This window comes from Microterricola gilva (assembly GCF_004217495.1).
In the GTDB taxonomy this organism is placed as follows: Bacteria; Actinomycetota; Actinomycetes; order Actinomycetales; family Microbacteriaceae; genus Microterricola; species Microterricola gilva.
The window spans coordinates 136,497-154,271 of the sequence record NZ_SHLC01000001.1; the positions used below are offsets into that span (position 1 = coordinate 136,497).

General features: G+C 70.7%; 12 protein-coding genes. 9 read left to right on the forward strand and 3 right to left on the reverse strand.

Features of this window, described 5'->3' with window-relative positions; genetic code table 11:
- The first annotated feature begins 147 nt into the window (after positions 1-147).
- Positions 148-6,909 carry a DUF5979 domain-containing protein gene (locus EV379_RS00585; RefSeq protein WP_130504446.1) on the forward strand — a complete coding sequence of 2,254 codons (6,762 nt, stop codon included), beginning with the start codon at positions 148-150 and terminating at the stop codon, positions 6,907-6,909.
- A 155-nt stretch (positions 6,910-7,064) separates the two neighbouring features.
- On the opposite strand, the gene EV379_RS00590 is transcribed toward EV379_RS00585, so the two are convergent.
- A complete protein-coding gene (locus tag EV379_RS00590) occupies positions 7,065-7,805 on the reverse strand; it encodes a sulfite exporter TauE/SafE family protein (protein ID WP_130504447.1) in 741 nt (246 codons plus the stop codon).
- An 81-nt stretch (positions 7,806-7,886) separates the two neighbouring features.
- Here EV379_RS00590 and EV379_RS00595 point away from each other — a divergent pair, with 81 nt between their 5' ends.
- The 4 genes from EV379_RS00595 to EV379_RS00610 all read left to right on the forward strand — a co-directional run bounded on the left by EV379_RS00595 (position 7,887) and on the right by EV379_RS00610 (position 11,558).
- Positions 7,887-8,612 carry a GNAT family N-acetyltransferase gene (locus EV379_RS00595; protein ID WP_130504448.1) on the forward strand — a complete coding sequence of 242 codons (726 nt, stop codon included), beginning with the start codon at positions 7,887-7,889 and terminating at the stop codon, positions 8,610-8,612.
- A gap of 194 nt (positions 8,613-8,806) precedes the next feature.
- Positions 8,807-9,763, forward strand: coding sequence for a DMT family transporter (locus EV379_RS00600; protein WP_479724752.1), 957 nt, complete (start codon positions 8,807-8,809; stop codon positions 9,761-9,763).
- Positions 9,764-10,209: 446 nt separating this feature from the next.
- Positions 10,210-10,554 carry a chorismate mutase gene (locus EV379_RS00605; RefSeq protein WP_130504449.1) on the forward strand — a complete coding sequence of 115 codons (345 nt, stop codon included), beginning with the start codon at positions 10,210-10,212 and terminating at the stop codon, positions 10,552-10,554.
- Positions 10,555-10,571: 17 nt separating this feature from the next.
- Complete coding sequence (locus EV379_RS00610) at positions 10,572-11,558, forward strand: SDR family NAD(P)-dependent oxidoreductase (RefSeq protein ID WP_130507204.1); 987 nt, start codon at positions 10,572-10,574, stop codon at positions 11,556-11,558.
- A 93-nt stretch (positions 11,559-11,651) separates the two neighbouring features.
- Here EV379_RS00610 and EV379_RS00615 read toward each other — a convergent pair whose 3' ends face one another.
- Positions 11,652-12,038: a RidA family protein gene (locus EV379_RS00615; protein ID WP_055835708.1), complete on the reverse strand. Its 387-nt coding sequence runs from the start codon at positions 12,036-12,038 to the stop codon at positions 11,652-11,654.
- Positions 12,039-12,105: 67 nt separating this feature from the next.
- Positions 12,106-12,840, reverse strand: coding sequence for an IclR family transcriptional regulator (locus tag EV379_RS00620; RefSeq protein ID WP_130504450.1), 735 nt, complete (start codon positions 12,838-12,840; stop codon positions 12,106-12,108).
- A gap of 131 nt (positions 12,841-12,971) precedes the next feature.
- On the opposite strand from EV379_RS00620, the gene EV379_RS00625 reads away from it, so the two are divergent.
- The 4 genes from EV379_RS00625 (at position 12,972) to EV379_RS00640 (ending at position 17,746) form a co-directional block, all read left to right on the forward strand.
- The gene (locus EV379_RS00625) at positions 12,972-14,657 is read left to right on the forward strand and encodes an N-acyl-D-amino-acid deacylase family protein (RefSeq protein WP_242616171.1); all 1,686 of its coding nucleotides are present in this window, start codon (positions 12,972-12,974) and stop codon (positions 14,655-14,657) included.
- 98 nt (positions 14,658-14,755) lie between these two features.
- The gene (locus EV379_RS00630; RefSeq protein WP_130504451.1) at positions 14,756-15,817 is read left to right on the forward strand and encodes a sugar kinase; all 1,062 of its coding nucleotides are present in this window, start codon (positions 14,756-14,758) and stop codon (positions 15,815-15,817) included.
- On the forward strand, positions 15,807-16,421 hold the full coding sequence (locus tag EV379_RS00635; RefSeq protein ID WP_130504452.1) for a bifunctional 4-hydroxy-2-oxoglutarate aldolase/2-dehydro-3-deoxy-phosphogluconate aldolase: 615 nt from the start codon (positions 15,807-15,809) through the stop codon (positions 16,419-16,421). Before EV379_RS00630 ends, EV379_RS00635 begins: the two co-directional genes overlap by 11 nt.
- The gene (locus EV379_RS00640; RefSeq protein ID WP_130504453.1) at positions 16,418-17,746 is read left to right on the forward strand and encodes an alanine racemase; all 1,329 of its coding nucleotides are present in this window, start codon (positions 16,418-16,420) and stop codon (positions 17,744-17,746) included. Before EV379_RS00635 ends, EV379_RS00640 begins: the two co-directional genes overlap by 4 nt.
- Positions 17,747-17,775 lie beyond the last annotated feature (29 nt).

A 17,775-nucleotide genomic window follows, 5' to 3' on the forward strand; every position in this document is an offset into this window, starting at 1 on the left:
GCAGGGGCCCGGGATCTTTCCCGGGCCCCTGCGTTTTTCCCGGGCCGCGACCGGCGCGCACGCGCCACCCGAGAAAAATTCGCGTTGCCTCCGTTTGCTGCGCTAGCGTGAATCCCGATACGTATTTGCCACGCACTTGGGGGACACATGGCGAAGCTGACTCGACGACCGCGCACACGCACAACGGCACTGGGGCTCACCGCCGTGCTGCTGGGGGCACTGATCGCACCACTCGGTGCGACAGGGGCGGCCTTCGCCGATGTCACCGCCATGCTCGGCATCCAGAAGACGGCCAGCGCGAGCACCGTGGCCCCGGGCGAGACCTTCGAGTACACCCTCGCGGTGAGCTGCGGCTCGATCACCGACGTCGGATGCCGCGACGCCGAGCTCGTCGACACGGTGCCGCCCGAGTTCGAGATCCTCGGGGTTGCCGTCGCCCAGAGCCTCGGCACGAGCACACACGCCATCAGCGGGCAGACGGTGACCGTGAACTTCACGACCGACCTCGGCGACGGCACCGTCGGCATCGCCGACAACGTCGCTGGCACGGTGACGATCAGTGTGCGTCTGCGGGCGGACACGCCGTACGAGGCCAACGGCATCCCCGTCACGAACACGGCGGCCATCGGGGCGAGCAACGCCGACACGCAGACCTCCGCCGTCGACGTCACCCCCGCGGTTGAGCTCGCGTTGGCGACCAAGACCAGCAAGAGCTTCGACCCGACGAGCGGGCAGAACCTTCCGGACTCGTCCACGAACGTCACGCTCACTGGCACGAACACCTCGAACGCGGCCGTCGACACGCTCACGATCAGCGACCCGGCGGATCCGAGCGCCGTGCCGAACCCCTTCGACTACCTGAAGTACACGGCGCTCACCTCGGTGAGCTACCCGGCTGGCGCCGACACCGTCGTGATGGAGCTGTGGGACGGCTCGAGCTGGGTCGCCGGCGCCCCGGCCAGCGGCGGCGCGACGCCGACGGCGCCGCCCGTTCCCACCGCGACCGATGCGCGCGGCATCCGTCTCGTCTTCTCCAGTTCCGACTCCGCCATCAAGATCGAGGCGGGTGCGCAGGGCGGTTTCGTCGCGACTCTCAAGCAGCGCACGGAGCTGCAGCAGTCGATCACCGTGCCGAACACCGTCTCCTCGACGGTCGCCCTCGGCAACGACGACGCGCAGGCACTCGGTGGAGCCGACTACCGCATCGTCACCGAGCCGATCCTCGTCGAGGCGACGAAGGCCTTCGACCCCGCGGCTGTCCTCGCCGGCGGCACGAGCACCGTCACGCTCGGCGCGGCGAACAGCGGCGAGACCGAACTCGACACGCTCGCCATCCGCGAACCGGCGACCGGTTCCTTCAGCACGGATGTCGCATTCACCGGCTTCACCGGCGATGTGGTCTTCCCGCAGGGTGCCGAGACCGGTGTGCTCACCTACTACTACCGCCTCGTCCCCGGCGGCGCCGTGCTCAGCCAGACCATTCCACTGACCGACGGAACCCCGATCCCCACCCCGGCGCCGCTCGGCATCCTGGAGCACTTCGAACTGGTCTTCACCGACACCGACGGCGGGAAGATCATCGAGGGGGCCAACGTCCACGTCGCCTTCACGGTCGAGACCGACGCCGCGCTCGACCCGGGGGCGACGATCCCGAACGACGTCGACGTCACCGGAACGAACAGCACGTCCAGCCAGAGCGACCAGGATGACGCAGAGCTCACCATCCTCGAACGCCACATCGCGGTCGACACCGACAAGAAGATCAACCCGGGGCAGCTCATCGGTGTCCCGGGCCAGACTGCGCTCGTGCAGCTGCCGACGCAGCTGCTGGACCCGGAGTCGACGACCGGCGCGAAGACGATCACCGTGCAGGACCCGCAGGGCACCGACGCCGAGGTGCTCGCCTCGGAGTGGTGGCAGTACTTCAACGCGACCGCGATCACCAAGACCGACGTTCCGCCGGACTCCTCGCTGACGGTGTCCTACTTCGATCGGGATACCCAGACCTGGATCCCGCTGCAGGGTGCGATCGACATTCAGGGATCAACCTCGTTCTCGATGGACATCCCCTCGGCACTGCAGGACTCGATCGGCGGCCTCCGCTTCGAGTACACCAGCGACACGGAGTTCCCGCCAGGCACGACGCTGCAGCCGAACTTCACGAGCGTGCTGACGCAGAGCATCCCGCCGGCCCCGGCAAGCAATGTGCTCGTCGAGAACTGTTCGTCCGCCGCCGCGACCGCCCCCGGCGTGCCACCGGCCGCCGCCGACGGGCCGGTTCCGTGCCCGACGATCGAGCTCATCGCGCCGACGCCGGGCTCCGGCGACCTGATCGACAAGACCTGGCTGACCGATGTGGTCTCCGCCCGTAGCCACGAGCAGGCCACGGCCGAGCTGGCCTGGTCGACCGGTGGATACAACGGCCTCGAGCGGGTCGTCATCGCGGATGTCGCCGACGAGCCTCACTCTCCGGCCGACGTCGCCTCCTCCGTCTACCAGGCATTCAACCTGGTGGCGGTCGATGCGATCACGCCGGCGCTCGACCCGTTGCTGGAGTACGACACCGTCACCGCGGTGGAGCTGTGGAACGGCAGCAGCTGGACCGAGGCAGCGAACAGCCCCTGCGCGAGCAGCAGCGCCTGCGAGGGCACGCTGCCGCGCATCGCGCTCACGCCGGCCGAGCAGGAGTCGACGACCAGCGTTCGGCTGGTCTTCACCGAGAACACCACGGCCCGCCAGAACGCCACAGACATCGACGCCCCGCTGCCCGGCAGCGGCGTCGCGAGCTCCTTCGGCAACAACCGGCACACCGATCTCGTCTTCCAGGTGCGCGACCTGGTGCGCGTCGAGGACAGCGGCGTGAGCCCGGACCCCGTGCTCGGCAGCCGTGACTACAACACGGCAACGCCAGGCGACGTCGACAACACGGCCAGCGCCACCGGGTTCACCGGGCCGCAGCAGATCGTGCGCGACACGGCATCCGACGTCATCTCGATCCTTGACCGCCCGCTGAACACCACGGTGTCCAAGGGCTGGACCGGTGGACCGATGGGCATCCCGCCGAGCGGCACGCCCGCGAACGCGTACCCGACCGGGCGGGTGACGATCGTGGCAAGCAACGCCACCGTCGCCCGCGTCGACACGCTGCAGATCAGCGACCCGGCACCGGGCTCGACCGTCACCCCGTTCGAGCAGTTCAATCTCAAGAGCATCGTCTCGATCGTCGAACCGGCAGGCAGCGTCGGCGCGAGCACGCGCGTGACGCTGAAGCGGGCCGGGGCGGCAGCCACCACGCACAGCGTGGCTCAGGCGCTGGCGCTGACCGAGGCCCAGTTGGCGAACGTCGTCGGCATCACGGTCGCCTACAACGGGCGCATCGAGTCCGCCGCCAAGGGTACGGTCACCATGGACCTGCGCCTGCGCCCGACCCAGCGCAGCAACGGTGCCCCGGTCACGGTGACCCAGTCGCCCGTCCGCAACGACGCGCAGAGCGCCGTCGAAGACCTCGGCGGCGTCAACGGCCAGCACACGGTCACCGACACGGATGACGCGGCCATCACGCTGCAGGACCTCGACATCTCGGTCGTCACGACGAAGACGTTCAGCCCGCAGCTGCAGACCGCGCCGAACAACGCCCCGATCCTGATGACGCTCTCCGCGCGCCCCGGCGGTTCGGCGCGCACGGCCGAGATGGTCGTGGTCGACGATCGCACCACGTTCTGGAACGCCTTCGACTTCGTCGGATTTGATCCGTCCTTCCAACTGGCGGCGCCGATCACCCGGGTGCAGGTCGACGCGTTCACCGGCGGCACCTTCACCGCCGGGCCGCCGGCCAACGGCCTCGACCGCAGCGGCGGGTCCTGGGTGACCGGCACCGCAGGCACCGTCGCCGATGCGCTGAAGCTGCCGGGCACCGTCACAGCGGACGAGGTGCAGGGGCTGCGTTTCACCTTCACCCGCGCCGACGGCTCGCAGTGGGAGAACCCGGCCAATCCGTTGCAGCAGATGCCGATCATCGTCGAACGACGTGCACAGTTCCGGAGCGGCGGCGACAACCTGCCGACCGGTGTCGCCACGGTTCCGGCGCCGGGCGAGAACATCATGGGGCCCGGCGGCGGCTACACGAACACCGTCACCGCCGACGTCACGAGCGCCGTCAACGGTCCCGGCCAACTGCCGCTGACGGCGGAGCACAGCACAACGGCCCGCGCCTTCTACGTGCAGCCGGCGACGGAGGTCGCCGTGGTCAAGGGCCCGATCGGCGCCCAGAACCCGGGCGAGCAGATCCCGTTCACGCTCGATGTGACCAACACGAGCACGACGACGCAGATCATGAACCCGGTCATCACCGATCTGCTGCCGACGACGGTGATCGGTGGCGTCACCGTCCCCGAGCTGGTCTTCGATCCGGATGCCACGGACTCGCCGTACTCCTACGAGCTCACGCCTGGCACCGGCAGCGTCATCCCGCCGGCCTCTCCGATGCCGACGGATCCGTCGCAGGTGCGCGTCGCGGTCAACGCCGATCAGACCGCGATCACGTTCCGCTTCCCGGACGGCAGCGCGCTGGCGCCGGGTGAGAACTACCGCATCACGATCAAGCTCATGTTCCGTCCAGGCATCGTCGCTGACACCCAGGTGCAGAACGCCTTCGAGGTGAGCTCTGACCAGGTGTTCACCAACTGCAACGGCGTGGGCGGGCTGCCCGTTGTGGAGTGCGCGGCCAACACGACCGTGTACCCCGTGGCGGCCGGCGCCCTGCGCGGGCACAAGTACGTCCAGGCCGATGACGATGAACTGGGGCTCCGTAACGTCCAGAACCCCACGCAGGCCGCATCGTGCGCGCCGGCCGCGGGCACCGGCGGTTTCTACGACTACCCCTGCGTTCCGATCACGAAGCCGGGGGCGACGGAGACCTGGCTCGAGCGGCTGCAGAACTCCGGAACGCAGCCACTCGACCAGATCGTCACGATCGACCGCCTGCCGACCCCCGGCGATATCGGGGCGCAGGTGCTCCTGCCCCGTGGCTCCGAGTGGGCGCCCGTGTGGGAGGGCAACGTCCGGCTCGTCCCCGGGGCCCGCACGCCGGTGCTGAGCAGCTTCTACAGCTCGGCGGTCGACCCCTGCGTGGCGGATCTGCGGCCCACGGGAACACAGTGCGACCCCGGCTCGTGGCTGCCGTTGACCGCCGGCGTGGACCCGAGTCTGGTCAAGCACGTCAAGTTCGTGTTCGATTTCGGCAGCGACCCGCTGCTGCCAGGTGAGATTCTGGGCTACACCTTCCAGACCCGTACCCCGGCCGTGTCGCCGACATCCGGAGCGGACACCATCGCCTGGAACACCGTCGCGACCGGCGCCCGCACGGTCGTCAGCTCTGGCGGCAACGACTCGGTGCTGCCCTCAGAGGGACACAGGGTCGGCGTGGCGCTGGCGACCGGGTCGCTCGAAGTGATCAAGCAGGTGACCGGAGACGCCTCGGGGTACGCGCCGAGCAGTTTCCCCGCGCAGCTGCAATGCGTCTCGGCAGTCGGAACGCCGCTGGAGACGGCGCTGCCGCCCATCGACCTGGTGCTCGTCAACGGGATCGGCCAGCAGGTCGACGGCCTGCCCTGGGGCGCGGAGTGTGAGCTGATCGAGGGCGACCTCGGCCAGACCGACCACAGCTCGACGACGGCAACGGTCGGCCGCAGCGATGAGCCGCTTGAGCTGGTCACGCTGACGAACGTGTACGACCTCGCCGCGATCGACATCGTCAAGACGATCGATTCGACCGCGGTCGACCAGGACGGCACAGCGGTGGGCTACGGTCCGTTCGAGGTCGCCGTGTCCTGCAGCTTCCTCGGCCAGCCCGTCTTCGCCACCGGCTACAGCGCGGCGAGCCCGATGGCGAAGACCATCGCAGCCGATGAGCACTGGCTGCTGCGGGGGCTTCCCGCACGCGCGGGGTGCACGGTGACCGAGACCGATGCGAAGGGGGCGACGCCCATCATCACGGTGACGACGGATGCCGGGGCGGCCCCGCCCGTCAACGGCAACTCCGCGACGGTCACCCTCACGCCGCTGGTGCAGGGACTGGCATCCGTGCGCATCACCATCGCGAACGGCTTCGCAGTCGGCGGGATCGCCGTCGAGAAGGTCGTGACCGGGCCGGGCGCCTCCGACTTCGGCGCAGGTCCGTTCACGGTCCGGCTCGTCTGCACCCTCGACGACGCCAGCGGTTCCCGCACGGTATGGGACGGCGAGCTCACGCTCGGCGGGGGCGATCCGCTGACGGCATCCGTCGAGAACATCGCGGCGGGCGCGCTCTGCACGGCGACCGAGACGGACGCAGGCGGAGCCGACCTCTCGGAGGTGTCGCCGAGCACGCCCACCGCGGTCGGCGCAGGCCAGACGATCTCCTTCACGGTGACGAACACCTTCCTGATCGGCGCGATCACGGTGACCAAATCGCTCACGGGCAGCGGGGCGAGCGAGTTCGGCGACCGCAGCTTCACGGTCGAGCTCAGCTGCACGCGGGAGGTCAACGGCACGGCGGTGCCGGTGACGGTGCCAGGTGGTGCATCACGCACGCTGTCGAAGGCGGGCTCGTTGACCGCGAGCTACGCCACCCTGCCGCTCGGTGCGGTGTGCACCCTCTCCGAGACGAACACGGGCGGAGCCGTCGGCGTGGAGATCACACCGAACGCCGGCGACCCGCTGCTCGGCGTTGTCACGGTCGCCGCGGGTGAGCCCGTGGAGATCTCGGTCGTGAACACCTTCGACGCGACGCCTCCCGTGCCGCCGACCGACCTCAGCAGCACGGGCGTCGACCCGCTGCCGTTGGCGCTCGGCGCCCTCGCGGTGCTGCTGCTCGGAGGAGGCCTGATGGTGGTCGTGTCGCTCAGGCGCCGGTCGAAGGAGCGCCGCTAGCACTCAGTCTGATCACGCGGTCTGATCGCTGGGGTCAGACAGCGCGCGTCGCGGCCCGGCACACGTGCAGGGGCCCGGGAGATATCCCGGGCCCCTGCACTTTTCGCGGGCCGGCGGCGCTGCGAGCGGTGCCGGCTGCCGGCGGGCCGGCGGCGCTAGGCCAGGAGCTCGAGCGCGCCGTCGAGCATGGCGGCGGCGCCGCCCAGGTAGGCGATCACGATCACCGCTGTGCGCGCGGCACGGTGGCTGACGCGCGTGTGCAGCAGTTCGCCGAGCCCGAGGCCCGCGAGCAGCGCGACGATCACGGCGAGCCAGCTGGCGGCATCCAGCTCGGGCAGCGCCCCGCCGGAGAAGAACAGCTTCGTGATGAGGGAGACCGTGCCGATGACGACGAAGTACGGCTGCAGCGTCGCCGCGAACTGCGCCTGCGGCCAGCGGGTGAGCACCGCGTAGACGCTGAGCGCCGGGCCGCCGACGCCGGCGGCGGTGTTCATGAACCCGGATGCCGCACCCGCCACGATCGCGGAGGGGCGCCGCGGCAGCGTGTGCTCGGCGCGGGTGACGAGCAGCGAGACGGTCAGCGCGACGATGACGAGCAGGCCGACGCCGAGTTGCAGCTGCGGGCCGCCCAGCTTGGCCGCGAGCAGGGAACCCGGCACGATCGCGATGACCGCAGGCACCGCGAGCCAGAGGAGGGTGCGCCACTCGATGTGCTTCCAGACGCGGGGGATGATCAACAGCGAGGAGAGCACACCGCAGAGGTTGACGACGAGCACGCCGTCGAACGGGCCGAGGATGATGACGAGCGCGGGGGAGACGACCAGGGCGAAGCCCATGCCGGTGATGCGTTGGGCGAAGGCGCCGACCAGAACGGAGACGACGACCAGAGCGAGCATCCTGCCAGCGTAGCGGCGGGCCGCACGCGCCCGTCGCCCTCCGTTCACCGGCGGGCTACCCGGCCGCGCGATGATCGAGCCATGACCGCAGTACGCCCACCGCTCGAGCCGATCCATGGCCGATTCATCTCGCTGCAGCCGCTGCGCACCGACCAGCTCGTCGCACTGCACGGGGCGATCGGGCATCCGCTCGTCTTCGCGGGCGGCTACGGCGGGGGACCGGCCGCGTACCGCGCGGATGCCGCCGAGTTCGCCGCGTGGGCGCGCGGCTACCTGCGCTTCGGCGCCGAGCCGCGGCAGGGCGTGCGGACGGGCGTGCGGCTGGGCTCGCGCCGCCGCGCGATCGACAGCTCGGGCGGCGACGCCAATGTCTTCGCCGTCCGGCTGCACGGCGGCGCCCACGACGGGGTGCTCGTCGGAACGACGACCCTCGGCGACATCGACGTCGAGCGGGAGTCCGCGCACATCGGCTGGTCGGCGTTCGACCCGCGGGTGTGGGGCTCGCAGGTCAACGCCGAGGCGAAGCTGTTGCTGCTGAACTCCGCGTTCGAGCACGGCTTCGGCCGTGTCAAGATCCAGGCGGATGTCATGAACACCCGCTCGCGCGCGGCGATCGAGCGTCTCGGCGCCCGCTACGAGGGCACCGTGCGCCGGGAACGCCGCCGCCCGGACGGCAGCTGGCGCGACACCGTGCTCTACTCGATCCTCGCCGAGGAGTGGCCGGAGGTGCGGGACGGGCTGCACGAGCGGCTCTCGCGATTCGCCGGGCCGGTCGAGTTCCGCTCGGCTGAGGCGCTGCTCGCCTAGTCGGCCGGCTGAGGCGCCGACCGATCGGCGCAGGTTCGGGCCGGAACCGCGGCGGGGCGCCCGCGGCATCCACTGACCGGCAGTGCTGCGCGAGCCGCGCCCGCGCATCGCGGCCAATGTTCGGCGCATTTCGGACAGCGTGCTCCGCGGCGCTCCGCACCGTCACCCCGCGGCGGTAACGTCGTGGGGTGAGCATTCCAGCCGTCCAGAACCGCAGCTACAGCGCGCTGTCGATCGCGCTGCAATTCGTGGCGATGGGCACCGTCTGGGGCGCCAGCTTCCTCTTCATGAAGGTCGCCCTCGACGGTGTCTCCTTCGGGCAGGTCGCGTGGTCTCGGCTGATCCTCGGCGGCCTCACCCTCGGACTCATCGTGCTTGCGACCCGGCCGCGGGTCGGCGGCGGCCCGGTGCTGCCGCGCGAGGCGAAGGTCTGGCTGCACTTCACCGTCATCGCGATCACCGGCTGCGTCATCCCGCACCTGCTCTTCGCCTGGGCCGAGCAGTACGTCTCCTCGAGCCTGGCCAGCATCTACAACGCGGTCACCCCGATCACGACGGCGCTCATGGCCACCCTCGCGTTCCGCGTCGAGAAGCTCGACCGCGGGCAGATCCTCGGTGTGGCGGTCGGAATCCTCGGCGTGATCGTCATCATCGCGCCCTGGCAGTACGCAGAACTCACCGGATCGCTCTGGGGCCAGCTCGCCTGCCTCGGCGCCGCCACCTGCTACGGCTTCACCTTCGGCTACACGCGCAAGTTCCTGAGCGCACGGCCCATCGCCGGCGCCACCTTCGCCTTCCTCAACATCGGCATCGGCGGGTTGATCATGATCGCGCTCACCCCCGTGATCGCCTGGCACCCGGTCGAGCTCAACTGGCCGATCGTGCTCAGCCTGCTCACGCTCGGTGCGCTCGGCACCGGCCTCGCCTACATCTGGAACATCAACGTGCTGCGGGCGTGGGGGCCGACCAACGCGTCAACCGTCACCTACGTCACCCCCGTCGTCGGCGTGCTGCTCGGCGTGCTGATCCTCGGGGAACGCTTCGGCTGGCTCGAGCCGATCGGCGCCGGCCTCGTGCTGCTCGGCATCCTGCTCGCGCAGCGGCGCATCCGCGTCGGCCGACGGATGCCGGCCGAATCCGTGCCCGCCTGAGCGCCCGCCCCGCCCGCTGAGCCCGCCCGCGGCGCCCGACGCGCCTGAGCGCCCACGCGCCCACTCGCGCCCGCCCGCTGTGCCCGCCGCGCCCCGCTGTGCCCGCCGCGCCCCGCTGCCCGCTGCGCCCGACGCGCCCCGCTGTGCCCGCTGTGCGGTAGAAACCGCGATTTCGCGGCAGCTATTTCTAGCGCGCAACGCGGTCTTCTACCGCCGCAGGCTGCACCCGCCGGGCGCCCTGCCGGCACGCGCCGCCGGTTGTGCGCCAGAAACCGCGATATGACGCGGTAGTTTCTGGCGCGTAGCGCGGTAACTGGCGCGCAACGCGCACCCGGCCGCCCGCGCGCCGAGCCCGGCCGCCCGCTGACCACTGTCGCCGCGCGCGGCGCGGTGCCGCGGTGCGTCATCGAGCGCTCGCCGCGGCGGGTGGGCGATAAGGTCGAAGCATGGCTGCAGACGAGCGCGAAGCGCGAGAAGAACTCGACGGAATCCGGCTGAGCATCGACAACATCGATGCTGCGCTCATCCACATGCTCGCCGAGCGCTTCAAGTACACGCAGCGTGTCGGCCGGCTCAAGGCCGACCACGGCCTGCCGCCCACCGACTCAGCCCGTGAGGCGCGCCAGATCGCTCGGCTGCGCGCGCTTGCCGAGGAATCCCACCTCGACCCGGCCTTCGCCGAGAAGTGGTTCAACTTCGTCGTCGCCGAGGTGATCCAGCACCACGAGGAGCTCGCCGGCGCCAACGGAGCCGCGGCCGAGCCCGCAGCGCCCGGCGACAGCGCCTCGTAGTGGCTGTGGCCGGCAGGGTGAGCGCCGGTGCGCGCTGGAACCCGTCCGCGATCCCGTCGCAGGCGGGAAAAACCATCGTCGTGACAGGCGCCAACGCCGGCCTCGGATTCTTCGCGAGCGAGCAGCTCGCGCGTGCGGGCGCCGCGGTCGTGCTCGCCTGCCGCAATCCGAGCAGGGCGGATGCCGCCGCGCACGCCATCCGCGCCCGCGTACCCGACGCCGCGGTCCGCACCCTCACGCTCGACGTCTCATCGCTCGATTCGGTGCGCGCGGCATCCGCGGAGCTGCTCGACCTTGAGCGGATCGACGGCCTCGTGCTTAACGCCGGCATCGTGCACCCGCCCAGGCGGAGGGGGCTGAGCGTCGACGGCCTCGAGCTCGTCCTGGCCACCAACTACCTCGGGCACTTCGCGCTGACCGCGCAGCTGCTGCCGGCGCTGCTCCGCACGCCCGGGAGCAGGGTCGTCACGCTCGGCTCGATGATCTCGCGCCTGATGGACTCCTCGCTCGAGGATCTACCGTTGGCAGGCGGCTACCAGCCGTGGCGGGCCTACGCGCAGTCGAAGATCGCGGCGCAGGTGTTCGGATTCGAGCTCGACCGACGGCTGCGGGCGGCAGCAGCGGCGAGCGACGCCGACGGGGCAGCGGCGAGCGGCGGGGCGGCCGTGCCGCCCGTGCGTACCTCGGCACTCGTCGCCCACCCCGGCTACTCGATCGGCGGCCGCACCCCGCGGGTGCCCGGCGTGAACGAGCCGAGCAGGAGCAAGCGTTTCGTCGACAACCTCCAGGCGCCGTTCACGCAGGGCAAGGATCGCGGCGCATGGCCGATCGTGCGCGCGGTGGCCGACCCGGCCGCGCGCGGCGGCCAGTACTGGGGCCCGCGCTACCTCGTCAAGGGCGAGCCGAGGCTGCACACGCCCAGCGCGACCAGCCTCGACCGGGCGATCGCCGAGCGCGTGTGGCGCGAGTCGGAGGCTCTGACCGGCACCACGTTCACGATCTGATTCGCGGCGGTGCGTCGGTCCGGCGTCCGGCTGCGGGGAGTGAGGTTGGTTCCGGATGCCGCCGCGTGCGGCATCCGGAACCATCCAGACCGGTTACGCCTGGGGCAGCGCCACGACGACGTCGATCTCGACGAGGATGTCGTAGAGATCGCTGCCGACGGTCGTGCGCACCGGGTAGGGCTCGCTGAAGAAGCCGGCGTATGCCTCGTTGTACTCGGCGAAGTCGCGCTTGAGGTGCTGCAGGTGCGCGGTGGTCTTGACGACGTCATCCATCGATGCGCCGACCTCGTTGAGAACGGCCTGGATGTTGCGCAGTACCTGTGCGGTCTGCTCGCCGACGCCGCCGGGGACAACCTCGCCGGTCGCCGGGTCCTGCGGGCCGAACCCGGCCGTGTAGAGGAAGCCGTTCGCGACGACGCCGTGGCTGTACGGGCCGGCCGGCTTCGGGGCGTTGGGAATGGTGATGGCCTGCTTGGTCATGGGGTGTCCTTGCTGTTCGAGGGGCGGAGGATGACTGATTGAGTGGGGCGGCGGCAGGCGGATGCCGCTAGCCGAGCGCCCTGGCGATGCGCTCGGTGGTCGCGAGCAGATCGGGCAGGTGGCGCTTCAACGCGTCGAGGTCGTTGACGACCTTGATCGAGCTGATGGAGAGGGCGCCGAGCACGGTGCCCGTTGAATTGCTGATGGGCGCGGCGATGCAGTTCATGAAGTCCTCGAACTCACTGTCGTCGACGCCCCAACCGCGTGCCCCGATTTCGGCGAGCTCGACGTCGAGGCTCGCACGGCTCGTGTGCGTGGTGCTGGTGAAGGCCGTCCACTCGGTGCCGGCGAGGAGTTCATCACGCCGGCCCTCCGGCAGGGCTGCCAGGATGACCTTGCCGACGCCGGTGGCCTGCGGCAGCACCGGGAGGCCGATGCGCGAGTACATGCGCACGCTGCCGCCGCCGTCGACCTTGTCGATGTAGACGACTTTGCGCTCAAGCAGCTGGGCGAGGTGCACGGTCGTACCGACCCTGGACTGCAGGGCGCGCAGCTCGTCATGCGCGATCCGGCGGAGGTCCAGGTTGTCGAGGGCCTGCTGGGCGATGGCGATGATGCGCGTGCCGATGTCGTAGTTCCCGTCAGCGCGATGCACGACGAAGCCGGCGCCTTCGAGGGTCTGCAGCTGGCGGAAGACGGTGGAGCGGTGCACCCGGAAGTGCGTGGCCACCTCGCTGAGTGGGCGGGGGCGCTCGGCGAGGAGTTCGATGATCTCGGTGGCGCGCTGCACTGTCTGCGACACGGCATTCCTCCTCTAGACTCAATGCTGCGTCCATTGTTGCACAGGCTGTTGCAACATATGCACACGACCGGGTCGGGGCATGGATGCAGCACGATCGGCGGCCTCATGCCGCGAGAGCGAGAAAGGGAATCGTGGTCGACTGGATCCTGCGCGGCGGCGACGTCATCGACGGGCGCGGCGGCACCCGCTACCCGGCCGACGTGCACATCAGCGCCGGACGCATCAGCGCGATCGTTCCGTCGGCCGAGCCCGCCGACGCCGCACACCGGGGTGAGCCCGTCGAAGCCCGGATCCTCGACGTCACCGGCCTCGTCGTCGCCCCCGGCTTCATCGACATGCACGCCCACTCCGACCTCGCCGTGCTGTCCGACCCCGAACACCTCGCCAAGGTGCGGCAGGGCATCACGCTCGAGGTCGTCGGACAGGACGGCCTCGGCTACGCGCCCGTCACGGACGCCACGATGGCGGCCGTCCTGGACCAGATCGCCGGGTGGAACGGCAAGCCGGCGCTCGACTACGCCTGGCGCAGCATCGCCGAGTACCTGGAGCGCGTCGACGCGGGCACCCCGACGAACGTCGCCGTGCTCGTGCCGCACGGAGCCACGCGGATGAACGTGATGGGCATGGATGCGGCATCCGCCAGCTCGGAGCAGCTCGAGCAGATCCGTGAATATGTCGCTCAAGGCATGCGCGACGGGGCCGTCGGCATGTCGACGGGACTCAGCTACGCGCCCGGCATGTACGCGAGCGACGCGGAGCTGGAGCACGCCCTCGCCGCGGTGCGCGAACATGGTGGCTACTACTGCCCGCACCACCGCAACTACGGTTCGGCCGTGATCGAGAGCTACGGCGACTGCCTCACCCTGGCCAGCCGCGCCGGCGTGCCCCTGCACCTGGCGCACTGCCACGTGAACTTCCCAGTGAACGCCGGGCGGGCCCCCGAGCTGCTCGCGGCGATCGACGAGGCCATCGCGGCGGGCGACGATGTGACGCTGGATGCCTACCCCTACCTCGCCAGCGCCACCTATCTCGCCTCGATGCTGCCAGGCTGGGCGCAGTCGGAGGGGGCGGATGCCACGCTCACACTGCTCGCGCAGCCGGAGAGCCGGGCGCGCATTCTGCACGAGATCGAGGTGACCGGATCCGATGGCCAACACGGAGTGCCCGTCGACTGGCGGACGATCTCGATCTCGGCCGTCAGCGAGCAGGAGAACGAGTGGGCGATCGGGCACACCATTGCCAAGCTCGCCGCGCAGCGCGGCGTCGCGCCAGGTGAGCTCTTCGCCGAGCTGCTGATCGCCGACCGACTCGGCCCCGGCTGCCTGATGGCCGTCGGCAACGAGGAGAACATGCTCGCGGTGATGCGCCACTCCGCGCACACCGTCGGGACCGACGGCATCCTCGTGGGTGCGAAGCCGCATCCGCGTGGCTGGGGTTCGTTCCCGCTGTGGCTCGGCCACTTCGCGCGCGAGCGCGGCATCCTCTCGCTCGAGGCCGCGGTGCAGCACGCCACCTCGCGGCCGGCCGCCAGGCTCGGCCTCGACGATCGCGGTGTTGTCGCGGTGGGGGCGTGGGCTGATCTCCTCGTCTTCGACCCGCAGACCGTCGGATCGCCGGCCAGTTACGACGAACCGACGCTGGCGCCCACCGGCATCCCACACGTGTTCGTGAACGGAGTGCCGACGCTCCTGCACGGCGAGCGGACGCGTGCCCTGCCGGGGCGCGCGGTCCGCGGGGCGGGGTACGTCGCCGCCGCCGAGGCCACCAGCATGTCGTCTGAGACCCCTACCCCGAAGCCTGAGGAGCCCACCCGATGATCGAGGAGACAATCCCGGTGACTGAGCCGACAACCCCGATTGAGCCAACCGCCCCGGTGATTGAGACAACTTCCCCGATGATTGAGACAACTTCCCCGATGATTGAGCCTGTCGAAATCGCCGAGACGCTGTGCATCGGCGAGACGATGCTGCTCTTCGTGCCGGCGTCCGGTGAGTCGCTCGCCGCGGCCAGCGAGCTCGCCGCGCACATCGGCGGCGCGGAGTCGAACATGGCGGCCGGTCTGGCGCAGCTCGGCGCCCGCGCCGAGTGGTTCAGCCGGCTCGGGGCCGACCCACACGCCGAGCGGATCCTGCGAACGCTCCGGGAGCGCGGTGTCGAGACGCCCCAGGTCGTCACCGATCCCACCCGCCCGACCGGGCTCTACTTCAAGGACCACTCCTCTGGCGTCAACCGGGTCTACTACTACCGCGCGGGCTCCGCGGCCTCGGCCCTCGGCCCGAGCGACCTCGCCGGGCTCCGGCTGAGCGAACGCCGGCTAGTGCACGTCTCCGGAATCACCGCGGCCCTCTCGGCGAGCTGCGACGCGTTGTTGCAGAGCGTGCTCGTGGAGCGGGCGGCATCCGAACCCACCGTGAGCTTCGACGTCAACTACCGCCCGGCGCTGTGGAGCGTCGAGGTGGCCGGCCCCCGCCTGCTCGAGCTGGCCAGGGCCGCCGACATCGTGATCGTCGGCCGCGACGAGGCCGAGACGCTCTGGGGCACGAGCGATGCGGCGAGCGTGCGGGCGCTGTTCCCGGATGTCGCGGCGCTCGTCGTGAAGGACGCCGAGTTCGGCGCCACCCACTTCGGGGCGGCAGGCGCGACGTTCGTTCCCGCCCTGCGCGTCGACGTCGTCGAGTCGGTCGGCGCCGGGGATGCCTTCGCGGCCGGCTACCTCGCCGCCTGGCTGGACGGCGATGACACGGCGACGGCGCTCCGGCTCGGCCACGTCATGGCCGGCTACACGCTCGGAGCCGTGAGCGACATCGCGGTGCTACCGTCGCGGAGCGTGTTGCGCGCGCTCGCCGCCTCCACCGACGCCGAGTGGACCGGGCTCACCCTGCCGGACGCCATGAGCTCAGAGACCACCGATTCACACCCTGCCGATTCCAACCAAGCCAACTCCCACCCCGAGAAAGAGGCCACCCATGGCGCATGACATTGAAACCCTGCTCGGCGGCTCGCCCGTCATGGCGATCTTCCGCAACATGGACCCGCAGCCGGCCGTCGAGTTGGCGCACCGCGCCTGGGATCTCGGCATCGAGCTCGTCGAGGTGCCGATCCAGACGCCGGACGCCGTGCCCAGCCTCGAGGCCGTCATCCGCGCCGGCGCGGAACGCGGCAAGCTCGTCGGCTCCGGGACCGTCGTGAGCGTCGAGCAGGTCGAGGTGAGCAAGCGCCTCGGCGCCGCCTTCTCGGTGTCGCCCGGCCTCGACCGGGCCGTGGCCGAGGCCAGCACGCGCCTTGAGCTGCCGCACCTGCCCGGCGTGGCCACCGCCACCGAGATCCAGGCCGCCGTCGGACTCGGGTTCACCTGGGTCAAGGCGTTCCCGGCCACGGTGCTCGGCACCGGCTGGTTCACCGCGATGCGCGGCCCGTTCCCGAACCTCCGTTTCGTCGCGACCGGCGGGGTGGATGCAGGCAATGCGCGGTCCTTCCTGAACGCCGGGGTGTCGACGGTCGCCGTCGGTTCGGCGCTCGCCGACCCGGCCCAGGTCGATCTGTTGGCCGAGATCCTGGCGGAGTCGAGGGCCGGCGCATGAGCGCCGCCGCGGCCGCCCCGGAGGTCGTCGTTGCGCCGAGCTGGCGCGACAAGGGGATCTGGGCGCCCGCGGCGCCTGGCCCAGCGTCTGCAGCAGGGGAGGAGCGGGAGGCACTCGCCGGCTACCTCGCCGAGCGGCCATCCCTCTTCGGTGGCAGCTGTTCCTGGCCGGTGATGGTGCTCCGCGAGGACGCACTCGAGCACAACATTCGGGCCCTGGCCGCCTTCGCCACCCGACACGGCCTGCTCTTCGCCCCGCACGGCAAGACGACGATGGCCCCGCAGCTGTGGCGGCGCCAGATCGACGCCGGCGCGTGGGGGATCACCGTCGCAACGCCCGCGCAACTGCTGGTCGCCCGCCGTTCCGGGGTGGCCAGAGTGATCCTGGCCAACGAGGTGCTCGACGGAACGGCCCTGGACTGGATTGCCGCGGAGCTGGCGGCCGACCCCGCATTCGAGTTCGCCTGCTTCGTCGACTCCGCGGCCGGTGTGCGCGCGATCGCCGCGGCAGGCGAGAAGCACGGCCTGGCGAGCGGAGCACGCGGCGGCTTCCCGGTGCTGCTCGATGTCGGCTTCCCCGGTGGGCGCACGGGCGTGCGCAGCCACGCCGAGGCGCGCGCGCTGGCGGATCTCGTCAGCGCGACGCCCGGCATCCGTCTGCTCGGGGTCTCTTCCTACGAGGGCGGGCTCCCGGGGGTGGAGGCGGTGCGGGGCTACTTCGCCGGCGTGCGTGCGATCGTCGAGGAGCTGGCCGCGGCCGAACTCCTGCCGCCCGACGCCATCGTGACTGCCGGTGGCAGCGCCTACTTCGACCAGGTGGGCACCGAGCTCACGGTGGAATGGGCACGATCGGTGCTGCCCGATGCCCGCGTGATCCTGCGCAGCGGCGCGTACATCAGCCACGACGACGGTGTCTACGTCGGCAAGACGGCGTTCAACCGCATCCCGGCCGAGGGCTCGCTCAACGGCGCGCTGCAGCTCTGGGCGCAGGTGCTGTCGGCGCCCGAAGCGGGCCTCGCCCTGGTCGGAATGGGCAAACGCGATGCGCCGATCGACTCGGGCCTGCCCGTGCCGCTCCTGCTGCGCCGTGCGGATGCCGCCGGGGATCTCTCCTCCGCGCGGACGGAGGTGCTCGAGGGCGCCAACGTCACGACACTCGACGACCACCACGGTTACGTCGCGCTGCCTGACGGGGTCACGGTGGTGCCAGGCGATCTCATCGCCTTCGGCATCTCGCACCCGTGCACCGCGTTCGATCGCTGGAGCAACATCCCGGTCGTCGACGCAGACGATACGATCGTCGACGTCGTACGCACATACTTCTAGTCGCGCGGCACAAACATTCCTCGAAAGGC